Origin of the sequence: Buchananella hordeovulneris (assembly GCF_001907235.1) — a bacterium.
In the GTDB taxonomy this organism is placed as follows: Bacteria; Actinomycetota; Actinomycetes; order Actinomycetales; family Actinomycetaceae; genus Buchananella; species Buchananella hordeovulneris.
Genome location: NZ_MQVS01000003.1, coordinates 20,918 through 39,881 on the forward strand (window position 1 = coordinate 20,918; position 18,964 = coordinate 39,881).

The 18,964-nt window shown below is 68.2% G+C and carries 15 protein-coding genes and 2 tRNA genes; 9 read left to right on the plus strand and 8 right to left on the minus strand.

The features are described 5' to 3' along the window. The first annotated feature begins 2 nt into the window (after window positions 1–2). Genes chvE through mmsB form a run of 3 tightly spaced genes read left to right on the plus strand, consistent with a single transcriptional unit; the run spans window position 3 to window position 3,883 of the window. Window positions 3–1,154 (plus strand): multiple monosaccharide ABC transporter substrate-binding protein, encoded by a 1,152-nt coding sequence (chvE, locus tag BSZ40_RS03420; protein ID WP_073823370.1) that lies wholly within the window; start codon window positions 3–5, stop codon window positions 1,152–1,154. A 9-nt stretch (window positions 1,155–1,163) separates the two neighbouring features. Continuing rightward, window positions 1,164–2,714, plus strand: a complete 1,551-nt coding sequence (gene mmsA, locus BSZ40_RS03425; RefSeq protein WP_073823372.1) for a multiple monosaccharide ABC transporter ATP-binding protein — start codon at window positions 1,164–1,166, stop codon at window positions 2,712–2,714. Continuing rightward, on the plus strand, window positions 2,711–3,883 hold the full coding sequence (gene mmsB, locus BSZ40_RS03430; RefSeq protein WP_073823374.1) for a multiple monosaccharide ABC transporter permease: 1,173 nt from the start codon (window positions 2,711–2,713) through the stop codon (window positions 3,881–3,883). Before mmsA ends, mmsB begins: the two co-directional genes overlap by 4 nt. Window positions 3,884–3,952: 69 nt before the next feature. Here mmsB and BSZ40_RS03435 read toward each other — a convergent pair whose 3' ends face one another. From BSZ40_RS03435 to BSZ40_RS03450, 4 genes are all read right to left on the minus strand, one after another. Continuing rightward, window positions 3,953–4,705, minus strand: a complete 753-nt coding sequence (locus BSZ40_RS03435; RefSeq protein WP_073823376.1) for an ABC transporter permease — start codon at window positions 4,703–4,705, stop codon at window positions 3,953–3,955. Then, complete coding sequence (locus tag BSZ40_RS03440) at window positions 4,702–5,652, minus strand: ABC transporter ATP-binding protein (RefSeq protein WP_073823378.1); 951 nt, start codon at window positions 5,650–5,652, stop codon at window positions 4,702–4,704. The genes BSZ40_RS03435 and BSZ40_RS03440 overlap by 4 nt, the downstream gene beginning before the upstream one ends. A 249-nt stretch (window positions 5,653–5,901) precedes the next feature. Further along, window positions 5,902–5,977, minus strand: a tRNA-Lys gene (locus BSZ40_RS03445). Window positions 5,978–5,995: 18 nt separating this feature from the next. Next, window positions 5,996–6,071: transfer RNA gene (locus tag BSZ40_RS03450), tRNA-Lys, on the minus strand. Between the two features lie 184 nt (window positions 6,072–6,255). Between BSZ40_RS03450 and BSZ40_RS03455 the strand changes: the two genes are divergently transcribed. Further along, window positions 6,256–6,912 carry a vitamin K epoxide reductase family protein gene (locus tag BSZ40_RS03455; protein WP_158020859.1) on the plus strand — a complete coding sequence of 219 codons (657 nt, stop codon included), beginning with the start codon at window positions 6,256–6,258 and terminating at the stop codon, window positions 6,910–6,912. Between the two features lie 9 nt (window positions 6,913–6,921). Here the strand turns inward: BSZ40_RS03455 and BSZ40_RS03460 are convergent, their stop codons facing one another. The 3 genes from BSZ40_RS03460 to BSZ40_RS03470 form a co-directional block, all read right to left on the minus strand. Next, a complete protein-coding gene (locus BSZ40_RS03460; protein WP_073823380.1) occupies window positions 6,922–7,446 on the minus strand; it encodes a hypothetical protein in 525 nt (174 codons plus the stop codon). Window positions 7,447–7,581: 135 nt separating this feature from the next. After that, window positions 7,582–8,097 (minus strand): hypothetical protein, encoded by a 516-nt coding sequence (locus BSZ40_RS03465; protein WP_073823382.1) that lies wholly within the window; start codon window positions 8,095–8,097, stop codon window positions 7,582–7,584. 18 nt (window positions 8,098–8,115) lie between these two features. Continuing rightward, window positions 8,116–8,562 carry an HIT family protein gene (locus BSZ40_RS03470; RefSeq protein WP_073823384.1) on the minus strand — a complete coding sequence of 149 codons (447 nt, stop codon included), beginning with the start codon at window positions 8,560–8,562 and terminating at the stop codon, window positions 8,116–8,118. 96 nt (window positions 8,563–8,658) lie between these two features. Here BSZ40_RS03470 and BSZ40_RS03475 point away from each other — a divergent pair, with 96 nt between their 5' ends. Beyond that, a complete protein-coding gene (locus tag BSZ40_RS03475) occupies window positions 8,659–11,553 on the plus strand; it encodes a leucine--tRNA ligase (protein WP_073823386.1) in 2,895 nt (964 codons plus the stop codon). 123 nt (window positions 11,554–11,676) lie between these two features. Beyond that, a complete protein-coding gene (locus BSZ40_RS03480) occupies window positions 11,677–12,648 on the plus strand; it encodes an aldose 1-epimerase (protein WP_073823388.1) in 972 nt (323 codons plus the stop codon). Between the two features lie 47 nt (window positions 12,649–12,695). Here the strand turns inward: BSZ40_RS03480 and BSZ40_RS03485 are convergent, their stop codons facing one another. Continuing rightward, window positions 12,696–14,603 (minus strand): helicase HerA-like domain-containing protein, encoded by a 1,908-nt coding sequence (locus tag BSZ40_RS03485; RefSeq protein ID WP_073823390.1) that lies wholly within the window; start codon window positions 14,601–14,603, stop codon window positions 12,696–12,698. 57 nt (window positions 14,604–14,660) lie between these two features. Between BSZ40_RS03485 and BSZ40_RS03490 the strand changes: the two genes are divergently transcribed. The 3 genes from BSZ40_RS03490 to BSZ40_RS03500 all read left to right on the plus strand — a co-directional run bounded on the left by BSZ40_RS03490 (window position 14,661) and on the right by BSZ40_RS03500 (window position 18,937). Then, window positions 14,661–15,554 carry a DegV family protein gene (locus tag BSZ40_RS03490; RefSeq protein WP_073823392.1) on the plus strand — a complete coding sequence of 298 codons (894 nt, stop codon included), beginning with the start codon at window positions 14,661–14,663 and terminating at the stop codon, window positions 15,552–15,554. Window positions 15,555–15,641: 87 nt separating this feature from the next. Beyond that, window positions 15,642–16,448 carry a ComEA family DNA-binding protein gene (locus BSZ40_RS03495; RefSeq protein WP_084542596.1) on the plus strand — a complete coding sequence of 269 codons (807 nt, stop codon included), beginning with the start codon at window positions 15,642–15,644 and terminating at the stop codon, window positions 16,446–16,448. Beyond that, window positions 16,445–18,937, plus strand: a complete 2,493-nt coding sequence (locus tag BSZ40_RS03500) for a ComEC/Rec2 family competence protein (RefSeq protein WP_073823394.1) — start codon at window positions 16,445–16,447, stop codon at window positions 18,935–18,937. Before BSZ40_RS03495 ends, BSZ40_RS03500 begins: the two co-directional genes overlap by 4 nt. The last annotated feature ends 27 nt before the right edge of the window (window positions 18,938–18,964 follow it).

Here is an 18,964-nt window from a genome sequence, read left to right on the forward strand (position 1 = left end):
CCATGCAGCGTGCCATCGCTCGCCCCCTGGCGTTTATGGCCTCCCTGTGTCTGCTGGCCGGCCTGACCGCCTGCTCTGCCGAACGCAGCTCCGCCAAGACCCAACCCGCCGCTGACGGCTCGGCCGCCAGTGCCCCCGCCGACGCCGCCCCCGGCAGCAAACTCGTCGGCATCTCAATGCCGACCAAGTCCCTGGAACGCTGGTCGCGCGACGGGGAGCACCTGGTGAAGGAACTGGAGGCCCTCGGCTACGACACCACATTGCAGTTCGCCGACAATAAGGTCGAACAGCAGATCTCCCAAATCCAAAACATGATCAACGAAGGCCCGGCCGTCCTCGTTGTCGGTTCGATCGACGGCTCGGCGCTAGCGCCCGTGCTCGACCAAGCCGCCGCTGCTGGCATCAAGGTCATCGCCTACGACCGGCTGATCCGGGACAGCGAAGCCGTCGACTACTACGCCACCTTCGACAACTACCAGGTCGGCAAGCTCCAGGGCGAGTACATCGTCAAAACCCTCGACCTCGCCAACAATAAAGGGCCCTTCAACCTCGAACCCTTCTCGGGATCGCCCGACGACAACAACGCCAAGTTCTTCTTCGCCGGGGCCTGGGATCAGCTCAGCCCCTACGTTGAATCCGGGGTACTGGTGGTGCCCTCCGGGAAGGCCCCGAAGAGCGTAGATGATTGGCAATCCATCGGTATTCAGGCATGGATGGCCCCCGCCGCCCAGGCGGAGATGGAAACCCGGTTGAACTCCTTCTACCAGGACAAAAAGGTCCAGGCGGTGCTGGCCCCCAATGACGCCCTGGCTTTGGGTATCACCCAGGCCCTGGAATCCGCGGGCTATTCCGCCACCGACTTGCCGGTCATCACCGGGCAGGACGCCGACCTCGCCAACGTGCAAAACATCATCAACGGCAAGCAGACCATGACGGTGTGGAAGGACACTCGCAAGCTCGGCACTCAGGTGGCCAAGATGGTCGACCAGATCGTCAAGGGAGAAGAAGTCACCGTCAACGACACCAAGTCTTACGAAAACGGCAAGAAGGTCGTGCCGTCCTTCCTGATCGAGCCGCAGGTGGTAACCAAGGACAACGTCAAGGAGTTGCTGGTCGACTCCGGTTACTACCAGGCCGAGGAACTCGGGCTGTAAGGACCAGTTATGACCGGGGTAGACACCATTTTGCAGATGCGTGACATCACTAAGGCCTTCAGCGGCGTGCGGGCCCTAAGTGAGGTCAACCTGACGGTGCGCCGCGGGGAGATCCACGCCATCTGCGGTGAGAACGGCGCTGGAAAATCCACGCTCATGAACGTGCTGTCCGGGGTCTATCCCGCAGGCAGCTACGACGGCACTGTCGAATACCGCGGACAGGAATGCCACTTCAAAAACATTCGGGACTCCGAGCGGCAGGGCATAGTCATCATCCACCAGGAGTTGGCTCTCTCGCCCTACCTGTCCGTGGCCGAGAATATTTTCCTCGGCGCAGAAAAGCAGCGCCGCGGCATTATCGACTGGGCCGCCACCAACGCTGCAGCCCGCACGCTGCTGGACCAGGTGGGGCTGCCGCTGGACCCGGGCCTCTTGATTAAAGATCTAGGGGTCGGGCAGCAACAGCTGGTGGAGATTGCCAAGGCCTTGTCCAAGGACGTCGAGCTGCTCATTTTGGATGAGCCGACGGCGGCGCTCAACGACGAGGATTCTGCCCACCTGCTGGGGCTGATGCGCCAGTTGCGGGACGAGGGCGTGACCATGATCGTCATCTCCCACAAACTCAACGAGATCGAAGCAATCGCCGACTCGGTGACCGTGCTGCGCGATGGCCAAACCATTGCCACCCGTCCCATGCGGGGGCCGCAGCCGGTCACCGAGGACGAGATCATTCGCATGATGGTGGGCCGCCCGCTGGCGGGGCGGTTCCCCACCCGCACTCCCCAAATCGGCGAGCCACTGCTGGAGATCGAGGACTGGTGCGTCAGCCATCCCCTCGACCCCACCCGCCGGGTGGTGGATCACGCCAACCTCAGCGTGCACGCCGGAGAGATAGTCGGGGTGGCCGGGCTCATGGGCGCCGGGCGCACCGAGCTCGCGATGAGTGTCTTTGGGCGCTCGTGGGGTACCGGCATCAGCGGCCGGGTCAAGATGCACGGCCAGGTCGTCTCCACCGCCACGGTGCCCAAAGCAATCGCCGCGGGCCTGGCATACGTACCGGAGGACCGCAAGTCCCTGGGGTTGAACCTGATCGCCAGCATCGCCCGCAACATGACGGCCGCTGCCCTGGGCAAGGTCTCCCGCTCCGGGGTCCTGAACCAGGGGAAGGAACAACAGGTCGTTGAGAAGTACCGCGACGAGCTGCGGATCAAGGCGGCCTCCCTGGAAGCGCCGGTGGCGTCGCTGTCCGGCGGCAACCAGCAGAAGGTCGTGCTCGCCAAGTGGATGTTCACGGACCCCGAGGTGCTGCTGTTGGATGAGCCCACCCGTGGCATCGACGTCGGCGCCAAGTACGAGATCTACCAGATCATCCAGGACCTGGCCGCCGCCGGGCGCGGGGTGTTGGTGATTTCTTCCGAGCTGCCCGAGCTGTTGGGGCTGTGCGACCGCATCTACACCCTGAGCGCCGGACGCATCACCGGCTGCGTGCCGGGGGCAGGCGCGACCCAGGAGCAACTGATGCAACTGATGACAAAAGAAAAGGAAAGGGCGCCCCAATGAAAAGCGCGACCACGCCCCGGGCCTGGGGCGTCAACCTGCAGCAGTACGGCATCCTACTGGCCCTATTCGCCATCGTGGTGCTGTTCAACTTCCTGACCGCCGGGCGGCTCTTGGCCCCCAACAACGTGGCCAGCCTGATTCAACAAAACGCCTACGTGATGGTGCTGGCCATCGGCATGACGATGGTCATCATCGCCCGCCACATCGACTTGTCGGTGGGTTCCGTGGTGGCATTCGTGGGTGGGGTGGCGGCCTTGGTGATGGCCAAGGCCGATTGGTCCTGGCCCGCCGCCGTTGGCCTGGCGCTACTCCTCGGCCTGCTAATCGGAGCCTGGCAAGGCTTTTGGGTCGCCTACATTGGGGTGCCCGCCTTCATCGTCACCCTGGGGGGCATGCTGATCTTCCGCGGGTTAGCCATCGTGCTAGTGGAAGAGACGACGACGGTGCGGTCGGCCGACTTTGTCAAGATCGCTAACGGTTCGGTGCCGAGTCTGCTGGGTTATGTGGGCGACCTCGACGTTTTCACCCTGCTGGCGGGCGGAGTGGCCCTGGCGGGTATTGTCTGGGCGGCCCTGACCAGCCGCGCGCGCATCGTCAAGACCGGGCAGGTGGTAGAGGCCAAGTGGGCGTTCCTGGCCCGCACCGCCATCATTGGCCTGTTGGTGGCCTACCTGACCTACCGGCTGTCCCTGTCCAACGGGGGCACCCCGATCGTGCTGCTCATCATCGCTGCCCTGGTGCTGCTGTACACCTTCGTGATGAACCGCACCGTGTTTGGGCGCCACATCTACGCTGTCGGCGGCAACCTGGCCGCCGCCCGCCTGTCCGGGGTGAAGACTAAGCGGGTCGACTTCCTGGTGTTCGTCAACATGGGGCTGCTAGCCGCGGTGGCGGGCATCATCACCACGGCCCGGGCGGGAGCGGCCGTCGCCACCGCCGGGACCGTCTACGAGCTGGACGCCATCGCGGCGGCGTTCATCGGCGGGACGGCGGTTTCCGGCGGCAAGGGCAAGATCTCCGGCGCCATCATCGGGGCCCTCATCATGGGGGTACTGAATATGGGGCTGTCGATCATGAGCGTGGACTCGGCCTGGCAACAGTCCATCAAGGGGCTAGTGGTCCTGGTGGCCGTCGCCGCCGACATGTTGGCCAACCGGAAGGAACGCTGAGACGACGGTGGGGGTACCAAGGTGGGCGAGTTGCGGGGAAGTAAAGCACCCCGCAACTCGCCCACCTAGTTAGCTGCGGCCACCTTCCCAGCGGAAGAAATACCAGGCGGCCAGGGCCCCAAGCCCCGTCCACACCGTGCACACCGCCAGCCCCGCCAGCCACGAAAACTGCAGCGCCTGCCCGGTCAGGCCCGCCCGCAGCCAATCCCCGACGTAGGTAAAGGGCAGGAAGCGCGCGACCGTGCCCACTGCGGCGGGCAAGATGTGCAGCGGCAGGAATACTCCGCACACCATGAGCAGCACTGGGCACGCCAGCCCCGAGACCGCGCCCACCAGTTGCACATTGGTGGTGCGGGCCGCAGCCGCCAGGCCCAGCGCCAGGCTACAGGCCAGCCCCCATACCAGGCCGAGTACCGCCCACCACCAGCGCCCCAGGTCCAGCACCCCGGTCCCGGCCGCCACGGCCACCAGCAGCAGGGCCATCGCCACGGCCAGCACGGCCCGGCCCGGCACCTGTCCCAGCAGGTATACCTCCCGCCGCAGCGGGGTCATGCCGAGGCTGCGCAGCGCCCCATCCTTGCGGGTCTGCGTCAGCACCGCCGCCGTCCCGATCGTGCCGAGGTTCAACAGTGCGAACGTCAACACGGCAGGCACCCCGAGGGCGATGCCAGACACGGGCCGCCCCATCGCATCCGGGGAGGAGGGCAGGAACCAAAACATGACGAGGAAAAACAGCGGGAAAATCAGCGAAAAGAACGTTGCAAGGGGATCGCGCCGCAGTTCGGCAAAGCTGGCGCGGGTGACCGCCCAAAAGCTGCTCATGCTTCCTCCTCTAGTGCGGACTCGTCCGGGGCACCCACCAGGGTGAAGAACACATCGGTCAGGGACGGGGCGGTCTGCCGGTACTGGGACGCCCGGAACGACGCGGTGGCCCGCACGGCGCGGGCGGTCGCCTCCTGATCGCTGGTCACCAAGCGCACCGAGGTCGATTGGCCGAAGCTGCGCGCCGACGCCCACGTCACCCCCGGCAGCGCCAGCAACCGCTCCTGGCTCACCTCGGCATCGGCGGTGAACGCCACCCCGCCCTCGTGCGCGTGCGCGGCCAGCAGCTCACTGACGGTGCCGTCGGCGACCACCCGCCCGGCGTCCAGCACCACCACCCGGGAACACAGCGCCTCGGCCTCGTCCATCATCTGGGTGGCCAGCAGCAGCGCCCCTTGCCCGCTGCGGTGGCGCACGATGTCCCAGATGGCCTGGCGGACCGTCGGGTCCAGGCCAACGGTCGGCTCGTCCAGCAGCAGCACCGGGGTGTTCGCCACCAAGGCCAACGCTAGGCGCAGGCGTTGCATCTGCCCTCCAGACAGGGTGCGGGTGGCCCGCTTAGCCTTGGACTGTAGGCCCACAGCGGACAGAATCTCGGCCACCGGCAGCGCACTGGGGTATTGGGCGGCGTACAGCTCCAAGTGCTCCCGCACCGTCAGGTACTTGAACAGGGCCGAACCCTGCGGTTGGACCGCCACCTGCGCTGCGGCCTGCGGGCGTTGCCGCTGCGGATCGTAGCCCGCCACCGTGATCTGCCCGGTGTCGGGGGTCCGGGCCCCGACGATCGACTCGATCAGCGTGGTCTTACCCGCTCCGTTGACCCCCAGCAGGCCGACTACCTCACCGTCGGCCACCTGCAAGCTCACCCCGTCCAGGGCGGTGGTGGGACCGTAACGTTTGACGACTTCGCGGACCTCAATTAAAGGACCAGCAGGAGGAGAGGACATAGCCCCATTGTCTCATTGCGATGTTAACTGCCCGGAGATTTAGCGCGAGGTGTTTCCGGGAACGGCGACGATCTCCACCTTTTCCGTCCGGATTGGCACCATAAAACGCGTAGACATTGGGACCGCCCGCGTGGGGAAATCTCTCTGGTTAAGCTCGCGCACGCCGTGGGCAGATCACTCACATAGACCTCGACGTGGCTGAGCATCACCACAGCGTGCCAGAGAAAAGAAAACCCCGCCAGGCGGGGGTGGTGCGCCATCAGGGACTCGAACCCCGAACCCGCTGATTAAGAGTCAGCTGCTCTGCCAATTGAGCTAATGGCGCGCGGATGGTTATCCATCCTGGTGCGCCATCAGGGACTCGAACCCCGAACCCGCTGATTAAGAGTCAGCTGCTCTGCCAATTGAGCTAATGGCGCTTGGTGCCGGTGCGGCACGAGTGGAAACTGTACACGCCCGGCCGCCTTCCTGCCAAGTCGTGCCCGTGTGAGGCGCGCGACACGCGGCGGGCGGGGGCGGGGCGACGAATTTGGCAGACTTAGGGGGCGGTCCGGGAGGAACCCGGGGCGCCGGTCGCGCCGGGCGCGGGAAGGGATTGGTGTCGTGAGCAAGCCAGAAGAGTCGGGTGTGGAAGAGGAATACCGGGACCCAGCCGCCCCCACCGCCCACCAGTTGGCGGGCGGTGCGGGCCGCGAGTTCTCCGTTGTGTTGCTGGTGGCGGCGCTGCTGATCGGCTTTGCCTCCCTGCAGCTGGCGCTTGCCGAGCTGCAGGTCTACCGCGATCCGGCTGGGCACTTGGCCTGCGATGTTAACCCCCTGATCGGTTGCTCCACGTCCCTGACCACCCCCCAGGCCCACCTCTTCTTCGGGATCCCCAATTCCCTGCTCGGCTTGGCCTTCGCCGGGGGGCTGCTGGCCCTGGGTCTGGTGTTGGTGGCGGGTGGGCGCCTCCCGCGTTTGCTGTGGTGGGGACTATGTCTGGCCGGGGGAGTGCTGCTGGCCTACATTGTCTACTTCGCCCACCAGTCCGTCACCGTGTTTGGCACGCTGTGCCCGTGGTGCATGTTCATCTGGGTGGCGTCCACCGTGCTGGCGGCGCATATCTTTGCGCGCGCGGCCCAGGCCCGGCACCTGCCACTGGGGCCCGGCCTGACCCGCGCCCTGACGCTCAATCGGTGGCTTATTGCCGTTGGCCTCCTGCTAGTCCTGTTCGGCACCGTGCTGGCCCTGCTGTGGGACCGGGTCATGCTGGTGCTGTAGGGGCCCGGCCTAGTAGTTCTCCGCCAGGCGCTGGATGCGGTTCAGGCTCACGGTGCGGAAGAAGGTCAGCACGTGCGCCAGACTCAGGCAGAACATGCCCGCGCCCCATGAACCCAGGCGCAGATTTTCCTCCGTGTTCCACGTTAGTGTCCAGGTGTAAAACCAGAGCAGCACCAAGCAGCTAGCCTGCAGTCCGAGGGTGAAGTTCACCCACTTTTTGCTGCCCGACTGGCGGGGCGGGTGAGAGACGTCCTGGGGAGTTAGCAGCAGCACAAGCGGCAAGAAGAAGGCCAGCATGGCTGTCGCCCAGAAGAACCAGTTGGGTTCGGGGTCGGTGGCCCGGAGATACTCGGTGGTGGGGTTATAGAGCACCTCGGCCAGGTGAATGAACTCCACCGGCCGGTCCCGTCGGGACGGGTAGCCGATGAGTAGCGGCTGGAACAGCGAGCCCAGCAACAGGAGCGCGATTGTCACGTTGAGGTAGCCCCGTAGCTCAAAGATCAGCTGGTTGGTGGTCGGAGAAGACTTGTCCATTTTGTCCTCAGCTCTCTGGCTGCCGTCCCCGGGCGCAAGCCCGGCCGTTGATTAGGGAGGGGGAAGCAGTAAGCAAGGGCGGCAGCCGCAAGACACGGGTGTGCATGCTCCCAGTCGTGCCCGAACTCGGCGGGTTTATGGCTGGGACATCCAGCGCAACAGGCGTCCCAGGAGGTTGATGCGCAGGGCTACCAGCAAGTGGGCCGCCGTCAGACAAAACATGCCCGGCCCCCACGAGACGATAGACAGGTGACCGGATTCGTTCCACGTCAAGTGCCACGTGTAGAGCCAACACAGCGACAGGCACACAAACTGGAGAAAGAGCCCCACTGTGATGCTGGTTGCAGACGCAGCCCTGTCGGTGGGGTGAGAAACGTATTGGGGGGTCAGCAGCAAAGCCAGGGGGATAAGAAGCGCGAGCGCGGCCGCCACCCGGATGGCAATGTTTGTGTCCGGGTCGGAACCGGGGACAGGGTACAGGCCATCCAAATTGAAGATCAGTTCCAGTAAATGGACGGCCTCCAGGCCCCCGTCCTGGCGCTTCGAGTAACCGGTGATTAGCGGCAGGGCGAGCGCACCCACCAGCGCTAAAACAGCGAATCCGGCCAGGTAGCCTCTGAGCTCGTGCAACAGCTGCCGGGAGTATTGCATAGGTGTTGCCATCCTTAGCTACCCCGCCACTCGGGTGGCGTCGGCGGGCACGAACTCGCCCCACCCGGCGGCCTGCAGCGCCGAACGTACCTTGTCTACCGCCGCCTGTATCTGCGCGGGCGGCACGTCTGTGCGGGCGCGGGCTAGCGTCAGTTGTCCCTCCTCCCATAGGGGCACCACGTGCACGTGCAGGTGTGGGACTTCGAACCCGGCCACCACGATCCCCGCGCGCAGGCAACCCAACGCCTCCTCCTGCGCCCGGCCGATACGCCCGGCGACTACCGCCAGGTGAGCCAGGGTGGCATCGTCGGCCGCCGTGTAGCGCTCCACTTCGGCGCGGGGCACCACCAGCAGGTGGCCATCGGTCACGGGGGCGATGGTGGCAAACGCGACGCAGGTCTCGTCTGCCCACGCGAAGTAGCCGGGAATATTACCGGCGATGATTTGGGAGAAGACAGTGCTCATGCTCACAGTGTGCCATTGCGGGGCTGGACACTGTGCGACCTTTGGGCCCGCCACCGCCTAGGATGCTGCTCCAAGGCCGAATAGCAAGGAGAAACGATGACTGTCTCGGAGCCGAGTGTGCCCGCCTTCCGCTACACCGCGCAGTTGGCCGGGCAGCTTGAGCAGGACTGGCAAGAGCGGTGGGAGGAGCGCGGCACGTTCCACGTCGAAACCCCCACAGATCCGGGCACCGAGCAAGAGAAGTTCTTCCTCCTAGACATGTTCCCCTTCCCGTCGGGCAAGGGGCTGCACGTGGGGCACCCGCTGGGCTACATCGCCACCGACGTTGTCGGCCGCTACCAACGTATGCGCGGCAAGAACGTGCTGCACACGCTCGGCTACGATGCCTTCGGCCTGCCTGCCGAGCAGTACGCGCTGCAGACCGGGCGGCACCCGCGCGAGACCACGGAAGAGAACATTGCCAACATGCGGGCCCAGCTACGGCGCCTCGGCTTGGCCCACGATCCCCGCCGCTCGCTGGCCACCACCGACCGCGAGTTCGTGAAGTTCACCCAGTGGATCTTCCTGCAGATCCGCAACTCCTGGTACGACTCCCAGGCGGGCAAGGCCCGCCCCATCAGTGAGCTGGAAGCCGAGTTTGCCAGCGGGCAGCGTCCGGTCCCCGGTGGTTGGCAGTGGGACGAGCTGGATGCCACCCAGCGGTACAACCTCTTGGAGGAATACCGACTGGCCTACGTATCGTCGGTGCCAGTCAACTGGTGCCCGGGCCTGGGCACCGTGCTGGCCAATGAAGAGGTCACGGCGGAGGGCCGCTCCGAACGCGGCAATTTCCCGGTCTTTCAGCGGCGCCTGCGCCAGTGGATGATGCGAATCACGGCCTACGGTGATCGGCTGGTAGATGACCTAGACATCCTGGACTGGCCCGACAAAGTCAAGATGATGCAGCGGCATTGGGTGGGGCGCTCCGAAGGCACCGATGTCGACTTCAACATCGACGGCGACGGCGTAAACGGCAGCGAGGTGACGGTCTACACCACGCGGCCCGACACCCTGTTCGGGGCGTCCTTCTTGGTGTTTTCTCCCGAGCACCCGCTGCTGGGGGGCACGGTCGCGGGGCGCAGCGACGACGCCGCGGCTTTGGAGGTGCCGCGCCAGTGGCCCGACGGCACGCGGCCGCAGTGGACCGGCGGCTTTGCCACCCCGGTCGAGGCCGTGGCCGCCTACCGGGCCACCACCGCCACCAAGACGCCACAGGAACGCATCGAGGGGGCGGGGGATAAGACCGGGGTCTTTACCGGCCTGTGGGCCACCAACCCGGCCACCGGCAAGCAGCTGCCGGTCTTCATCGCCGACTATGTGCTGATGGATTACGGCACCGGCGCGGTCATGGCGGTGCCGGGGCACGACGCGCGGGACTGGGCGTTTGCCACCAAGTTCAACCTGGACATCGTTCGCACCATCGGCCCGGCCGCCGACCCGTACGGTCCCGACCTCACCCAGGGTGCCTACACCGGCGACGGCGTGGTGGTCGATTCCGCTAACGCCGAGGTCAGCCTCAACGGACTGGACAAGGACGCGGCCAAGGCGGCGATGACGGCCTGGCTGGAGACGAAGGGAGCGGGGCGGCCGACGGTGACCTACCGCCTGCGCGACTGGCTCTTCTCCCGCCAGCGGTACTGGGGCGAGCCCTTCCCCATCGTCTATGACGCGCAAGGACACGCCCACAGCCTGCCTGCCGACATGCTGCCCGTCGATTTGCCCGCACTGGCCGATCACGCCCCGCGCACCTTCGATCCCCACGATGCTGACTCTGAGCCGGAGCCGCCGCTGGGGCGGGCCACCGACTGGCTGGAGGTGCGCCTGGACCTGGGGGACGGCGAGCAGACCTACCGGCGCGAGACCAACACGATGCCGAACTGGGCCGGTTCGTGCTGGTACGAGATGCGCTACCTCGATCCCACCAACCCCGACCGGTTCGTGGGGGCCGCCGAGGAGGCCTACTGGATGGGGCCGCAGCCCGCGCGGGGCAACGTGTCGGGCGGGGCCGATCTTTACGTCGGCGGCGTGGAGCACGCCGTGCTGCACCTGCTCTATGCCCGGTTCTGGCACAAGGTCTTGTTCGACCTGGGGCACGTGACCTCCTGCGAGCCCTTCCACCGCCTGTTCAACCAGGGCTACATTCAGGCCTACGCCTACAAGGACGAGCGGGGACAGTACGTGCCGGCCGACGAGGTCGAGGGCGACGAAAGCACCGGGTTTACCTGGCAAGGCCAGCCCGTCAAGCGCGAGTACGGCAAGATGGGCAAGTCGCTGAAGAACATCGTCACGCCCGACGAGATGTGCGCCGAATATGGGGCCGACACCTTCCGGCTCTACGAGATGTCCATGGGGCCGCTCGACCAGTCGCGCCCGTGGGAGACCCGGGCCGTGGTCGGCTCGTTCCGATTCCTGCAACGGTTGTGGCGCAACATCATTGACGAGGAGACGGGCGCGGTGACCGTCACTGACGAGCCCGCCGACCTAGCCACCACCCGGCTGTTGCACAAGACGATCGCCGGGGTGGGCCAGGACCTGGACGGCCTGCGCATGAACACGGCGATTGCCAAGCTGATCGTGCTCAACAACCACCTAACGGGCCAGAAGCGGGTGGCGCGCCCAGTCGCCGAAGCGCTCGTGCTCATGCTCGCTCCCTTCGCGCCGCACGTGGCGGAGGAACTGTGGTCCCGCCTGGGCCACACCCAGACCTTGGCTTACGTGCCCTTCCCGCAAGCCGATCCGGCCTACCTGGTCGAGGAGCTGGTGACCTGTGTCGTGCAAGTGGCGGGCAAGGTGCGCGCCAAGCTGGAGGTGGCGCCCGGCATTAGTGACGACGAGCTGACGGCGCTGGCGCTGGCCGAGCCGGGGGTCGCCAAGCTACTGGACGGCCGGGCCCCGGCGAAGGTCGTGGTGCGTGCCCCGCGCCTGGTCAACATCGTCCCACCCAAGTCTTAGGACGCTGCCCGGCCTCCGCCGCCCTCGTGCTGGGCCGGCGGAGGCCGAGCGGCGTGCGCGGAAGCATCCAGGAGGGGCCACCGCCCAGTAGGCTGGGGGCATCAAACTCGACGAGGAGGAGCCGTGGCCGAGCGGGGCGACTGGAAGAACGAAACCTGGATCATTAGGCACGAGGGTGCCCGCTTGGAGGTTGCCGCCCGGGGCGCCACCGTGGTGTCGTGGCGGGTGGCAACCCCGGCCGGGCCGCGGGAACTTATTGACGGCTACCGCGACGACGCCGAGCTGGAGGCCGGGCATGGTGCCCGCAGCGCCGTCATGGCCCCCTGGTCCAATCGGATCCACGACGCCTGCTACACGTTCGCAGACCAGCACTACGATCTGGGGCCCGCCGCCGACGGCTCCCGCGAGGCCATTCACGGGTTGGTCAGCGACCAAGACTTCACCCTGACCGAGGCCACCGACAACTCGCTGACGCTGGCCACCTCGGTCGCGCCCCAGGCGGGCTATCCCTTCCCGGTGACGGTGGCGGTGACTTATCGCCTTGCTGTGGGCCCGCGCGGCGGGCAGCGCCTGGAGGCACACCTGGTGACCACCAATGTGGGCACGCGCCGCGCCCCGGTGGGCATCGGCTGGCACCCGTATGTGCAGCTCGGCAACGTGGACGAGTTGCGGGTGGCAATCCCGGCACGGGCCCGGGTAGCGGTAGACGACGCCCTCATCCCGCTGCTGGGCGACGACGCCTACGTGCCCACCGCCCTGCCGGTGGAGTTGGCGCCGATTGGGGAGGCGATCATAGACACCGCCTACACCGACCTAGTGGCCGACGCCGATGGCCTGGTGCGCTCCCTGCTGGTGGGGCCGGACGGGGCCAGTGTCACGCTGGAGCAACGCACCGCCACCCAGCGGCGCGGCCAGGGGATCGTCCACATCTTCACGGGCGACACCCTGCAGGTGCGCCGCCGCCAGTCGCTGGCGATCGAACCCTGCCAGTTCGTGACCAATGCCTTCAACCGCGCCGAGACAGGCCGGGCCGTGGCGTTGGCGCCCGGGCATTCGGCGGTACTAGATGCGGCCCTGGTCTACCGCGGGGCGTAAAAATGGAAGCGGGCGGGAACACTGCATCCCGCCCGCTTCCACTGCGGTTAGCGGCGGCGCCGTCGGGTGCCGAAGATGCTGCGGGTGATTTCGCGCCCGAGCTGGGAACCGACGGACTTCAGGAAATTCTCGATCGGCCGCTTCCGCTTCTCGGCGGCCTTAGCCCGTTCCTTCTCGGCCTGCTCGGCGGCCTTGCGGGCCGCCTTCTCCGCCTCGGCTTGCCGCTTGGCCTCGGCCTTCTCCATCGCCGCCAGTTCCTTTTGCGCCTGCTTGGCTAGCTCGGCCTGCGCCTTGGCTTCGGCAGCGGCCCGGGCAGCCTCCTCCGCCTGCTTGGCCCGTTCGGTGGCCATGTCGGCCAGCTTCTCGTAGGCGGAGACGTCGTCGACGGCCGTGCCGTAGCGAGCCTGCAAGGGAGAAGCCGCGACCACCCGCTCAGCCACCCCCGGGGAAGCCACCCCCATGACGGCTTGCGGGGCGTACAGGCGGGTGGGGGCCACCGGCGTGGGCACCCCCTTGGCGTTCAGGACCGTGACGATAGCTTCCCCCGTGCCCAGGGACGGCAGTATCTCGTTCAGGTCCAGGGGGGAGGCCGGGAAGGTGGCCACCGTTTCCTTGAGCTTCTTCGCATCGGCGGGGGTGAAGGCCCGCAGGGCGTGCTGCACCCGGGCCCCTAACTGCGCCAATACCTCGCCGGGCACATCCCCCGGGGTCTGGGTGACGAACACGATGCCGACCCCCTTGGAGCGGATCAGCCGCACCGTCTGCACCACCTGGTTCAAGAATTCCTTCGAGGCGTCCTTGAACAGCAGGTGGGCCTCGTCGAAGAAGAAGACCAGCTTGGGCTTGTCCGCGTCGCCCACCTCAGGCAGGCCCGTGAAGAGATCGGCCAGCAACCACATCACGAACGTGGAGAACAACGCCGGGCGGTCGGTCAGACTGGGCAGCTCCAAGGCCGTGATCACGCCGCGTCCGTCGGCAGTGGTGCGGAGCAGATCGGCGGTATCGAACGGAGGCTCGCCGAAGAAATCGTCCGCCCCCTGGGCCTGCAACGCCGAAATCTCCCGCAAGATCACCCCGGCGGTGGCAGAGGAGATGCCGCCGATCTCGGCCAGATCCTCCTTGCCTTCGCCCGTGAGGTAAGTGACCAGGGCCCGCAGATCCTTTATGTCGTCCAGTTCTAGGCCCTGCTGGTCGGCCCAGTGGAAGATCATGGACAGGCTGGATTCCTGGGTTTCGTTCAAGCCCAGCACCTTCGACAGCAGCAGCGGCCCAAAATCGGTGACGGTGGTGCGGATGGGGGCACCCAGTCCCTGCCCGCCGAGGCTGACAAGTTCAACGGGGAAAGCCTGGCCCTGCCACTCCTGCCCCAGCGCCCGCGTGCGGGCCAGGAGCTTGTCCGAACCCTGCCCAGCCTCCAGCAAGCCCGTCAGGTCCCCTTTGATGTCCGTCAGAAACACCGGCACGCCGGCAGCGGACAACCCCTCGGCGAGCAGCTGCAGGGTGCGGGTCTTACCGGTACCGGTGGCCCCGGCCACCAAGCCGTGGCGATTAAGCATGGCCAGCGGTAGCCCGATGGGCACGGCAGCCACCGGTTGCTCACCATCCAGGAAAGCCCCCAGCGGCAGCACCCCACTGGTGGGATAGCCCGCCTGCACGGTGGCGGCATAGCCCGTGACCTCCGGGGCGGGCGGCTCCGCGGGCCCTGCGGGGGCGGGCGGCTCCGCGGGCCCTGCGAGGGCGGGCGCGTCGGCAGCAGGTGACGCAGCGGGCGGGGCGGCCTCACCCGCCGCTGGGGTCTGCTCTGCGGCCTGGGGGGTGGGGGTTGCCGCCTGCCCAGCCAACGCCGCCGCGAGCGCGGCCTTCTTCGCCTCCGCTTCAGCGCGCAGGGCCTCGGCCTCAGCCGCGGCAACCTCGGCGCGCAGGCGGGCAATTTCCGCAGATTGGGATTCACTCATGCGTCCAGTCTATTGATCGCTCACCGTCGGCGCAGGAAAGTTATTACCGTTAGTCCTGTGCAAACCGTTGCCGTGTTAACTGATTCGACTGCGGGTCTCGACCCGCAGGTGGCGGCCGCCTGCGGAATAGGGGTGGTGCCGCTGGCGGTGTTGGACGAGACGGGACAAGCAGTAGCGCCCAACACCGGGGCGGTGGTGGCGGCGCTGGAAGCGGGGCGCACCCTGACTACCTCGCAGCCGACACCTGCCCAGTTCGAGGCGGCGATGCGCGCTGCCCGCACGGCCGGGATGCGGGAGATCGTCAGCGTGCACATGTCCGCCGACATGTCGGGGACATACGAGGCCGCGCTGCGGGCGGCCCAGGCGGTGGGGCAGGGCGTGCGCGTGCTAGATTCCCGCACCCTGGGGGCCGGGCTGGGGCAGTCGGCGCTCGCGGCGGCGCGCCTAGCGCAGGCGGGACAGTCGGCCCGCTTGGTGGAGGCGGCGGCCCGGGCCGTAAGCACCCGCTCGCAGGTCTTCTTTCTGGTGGAGGACCTGGGACACCTGCACCGGGGAGGACGGGTGGGGGCGGCCAGCGCGCTGCTGGGGGCGGCGCTCGGGGTGCGTCCCCTATTGACCATCGCGGATGGGCGCATCAGTGTGCGCGAGTTGGTGCGGGGCAGGGTCCGGGCCCGGCGGCACCTGGTGGAGGCCGTGGCGCAGGCCGCAGGTGGTACGAAGAAGGTGCCGCGCTCCTCCCCGGGGCCGGTGCGTTTGATCGTGCACCACGTGGCCGCCGCGCAGGCGGCCGCTGACCTGCGGGAAGAACTGCAGGCCCGGTTGGTGGATACGCCCGCCGAAGTGGTGAGCATCGAGATTGCTGACCCCGGCCCGGTGATCGCGGTGCATGTGGGGCCCGGAACTGTCGGCGTGGTGGTCACCCCGGTGCTGGCCGCGCCGCACGGCGGCTGACAACCGGTAGGTTTCCACAGGGACATAGTTATCCACCGCTGACAGGGCCGCCTTGGCGGCGGGGCGCCCCGGCTTTAGCGTGCCGCCATGGCAAGTACCGCGGAGCGTGTCTCCGAACTGAAAGCCACCGCCTTGCGCGCGCTGGCCATTGAACCGGTGGCGGAGGAGCCCCCGCCCACGTGGTGGCTCCCCACGGCCCGGCAAGCCGTGGCCTTCGGACTGGTGGCGTTGCTGCTGGGCGGCGGCTTGTTGGTCTACCTGTGGTGGCGCCCCGCCCCGGCCGCCTATTACGCACCGCGCCCGGCGGCCACCACCCAAAGCGCGCCGCAGGAGGCGCCCCGGGCTGGGCACTCTGCGGCGCCCGACCCGGCCACGGGCAGTGGTCCTCCGGCGCAGGCAGCGCCAGGCGCGGGGAGGCCCGACCCCGCGGTGGCGCCCGCGGGCGGGGAGATAGTAGTGCACGTGGCAGGGGCAGTGCGGCGCCCGGGCCTGGTGCGCCTGCCTGCGGGAGCCCGGGTGGCTGACGCCCTGACCGCCGCCGATAGCGCCCTCCCCGAGGCCGATCTCGACTCCTTGAATCTCGCCCGGCCCCTCACCGACGGGGAGAAGATCTATGTTCCCCTGCCGGGGCAGACCCCGCCCCCCGCCGTTGACACCGGCGCGCACGACGACGGCAGCCCGGCGGTCGACGGCACCACCCCGCGCGTCGACATCAACACCGCTGACGCCGCCACCCTGCAGCACCTGCCCGGCATCGGCCCGGCGCTGGCCGCCCGCATCGTCGACTTCCGGGCCGCCCACGGCCCATTTAGTGCCGTCGACGGGCTCCTGGACGTGCCCGGCATCGGCCCAGCAAAGCTGGCGGCGTTAGCTGAAGTGGCCTACGTGCCGTGAAGATTCGCGACCTGCGCCTCACCGCCCCGGCAGGTGCCGCCTGGCTCGGCAGCGGCCTCGGCCTGCAGGCCTCCCCGCTACAGTCCCTGGCGGCGGCGGCCCTCGCCAGCGCCGCCGCCCTGGCGTGCCTGCGCCACCTGCGGCGCCCACCCCGGGCGCGGCACGTCGCCCCGGGGCCGCGCCTGGCTGCCCTGGCGCTGCTGACCTGCCTGGCGGCGGCCCTCGCCTGCGCCAGTGCCGCGCGTGCCACCCAGGCGCGCACCAGCCACCCGCTGACGCAGGCCGCTGCCCGCGGCCAGACCGTCGGCCTGGTGGGGCGAATCTGCTCCCACCCCACCGCCCTGCCCACCCGCTTCGCCACCGAACGGTGGCAGGTACGACTCTGCGTGGACCAACTAAACCAACGCCCCGCCACGGGCCTGGTGCGGGTGGTCGGCCCCGCCGCCTGGCGGGCCAGCCAACGCGGCCAACAGGTGCGGGTGGTCGGCAAGCTGCGCCCCACCGCCAACCAGAGCCGCTACGAGGCCGAGCTTTCCACCCGCTCCGGACCGCAGCTGTTGACTCCCGCCACCGGGCCCGCCGCCTGGCGGGCCCGCGTCACCGCGCAGGTCCGGCAACGCGCAACCACAAACCCCGACACCCTGATCGCCGCCATGGGCTGGGGGCAACGCACAGACGTGCCCGCCGAGCTAACCGCCGCTCTGCGCGCCACCTCCCTCACCCACCTGTCCGCCGTCTCCGGCACCCACTTGGCCATCGTGGTCGGCGCCGTGCTGGCGGTCGGCAACTTCCTGCCGCGTGGCGCCCGCCTGACCCTCACCGTCGCCGCCATCCTCGCCTTCACCTGGTTCGTCGGTCCCAGCGCTTCCATCCTGCGTGCCGCCACCATGACGCTGCTGGCGGTGGCCGCGCTCGCGGCCGCCCGCAGCGCCACGGCTAGCGCCAGCCTGGCGGCCACGGCCTTGGCCATGTTGATCGCGGATCCCCGTAACGCGCTCGACTACTCCTTCGCGCTGTCGGTCCTGGCCACGGGGGGCATCGTGTTGCTCTCCCCGCCGTTGACCCGCGGCCCGGCCCGCTGGCTACCGCGACCGCTGGCCCAGGCGCTCGCCGTCCCGGTGGCCGCCCAGCTGGCGACCCTGCCGGTAGCGGTGCTGCTGCAACCGGCGTTGCCGACCTGGGCCGTGCCTGCCAACCTGCTGGCTGCCCCCGCCGTGCCGGGAGTGAGCATCGGGGCACTGCTCGCCTGCGTCGGTGGCCCGGTGGGGCAGGTGGGGTGGTGGATCAGCCGCCAGTGCGCCCGCTGGGTCGCGTGGCAGGCTACCTGGTGGGGGAGTCTGCCCGGCGCGGCAGTCCCGTGGCCGTCGGGGCGGGCGGGGGTGGCGGCCGCCGTCGGACTCCTGCTGCTGCTTGTCTGCCTGGGCGGCGGACGGCGGCTTCGCCAAGGCCGGGCAAGCCGGGCCGCCCGGGCAAGCCGGGCCGTCCCGCTAACTATCAGGCAACAGCGGCGCGTTGCTGCGCGCGTCGGGCTTCCGTGGCGCCGCGGGCCTGCCGATACTTGCGCGGTGCGTAAACTCCGCCGTCTTGGGGCACGGCTCTTGATGCTGCTGTTGGTGGTGGCCCTCGGCCTGGTGGGCCTGTGGTGGCTGGCTTTGCCGCCCCTGACCGTGGCCAGCGACTGGGAGGTGGTGCAGTGCGACGTGGGGCAGGGCTCGGCCCTGGCCGTCCGGTCAGGTCCCTCCTCCGCCGTGCTGGTAGACACCGGCCCGGCGGGCGCCGACGTGGTCGGTTGCCTGCGTTCCGCCGGGATCACGCACCTGCACCTGCTCGTTATCTCCCACGTGCACGCTGACCACATTGGGGAGCTGGCGAGCGTCTTGGCCGCCTTCCCCGTCGAGCAGGCGCTTGTTGGGCCCAGCCGGGAACCGCAAAAGACTGTCTCCCGCGTCGAGTCGCAGCTGCGAGCGGCCACCGGGCAGGTGTTGTTGGCGCAGAGCGGGCAGACAGGGCAAGCGGGGGAGGTCAGCTGGCGGGTGCTCGGCCCGGCAGCTGCCACCACGGCACAGTTGGCCAACGATCCGGACTCGCTCAACGATCTGTCGGCCGTGGTGCATCTGGAGCGGGCGGGCCTGGATGTGTTGGTGCCGGGAGACGTGGAGTACGTCGGCCAGCTGGACCTGCTGAATGCCCTGTGGGCCGGGCCCGGCCCGGCGGACGGGCACTGGGATGTGGCAGTCGTACCGCACCACGGCAGTCCGCGGCAGGACGATAGGCTCCCGGCGGAATTGGCCGCCACCACCTGCCTGATCTCGGTGGGCAAACACAACGACTACGGGCATCCGGCCCGCCGCACCCTGCGCATGTACCAAAAGGCTTGTCCGGTGCTGCGCACTGACGAGTGCGGACAGATCTCCCTGGCGGGCCAGCGTGATGCCGCCGGGCTGGTGGCCGGGGTGCGGGCTGATTCCCGCTGTGGAGCCCAACCTTAGGTACCGACACCAGCCGGGGTGCCGAGT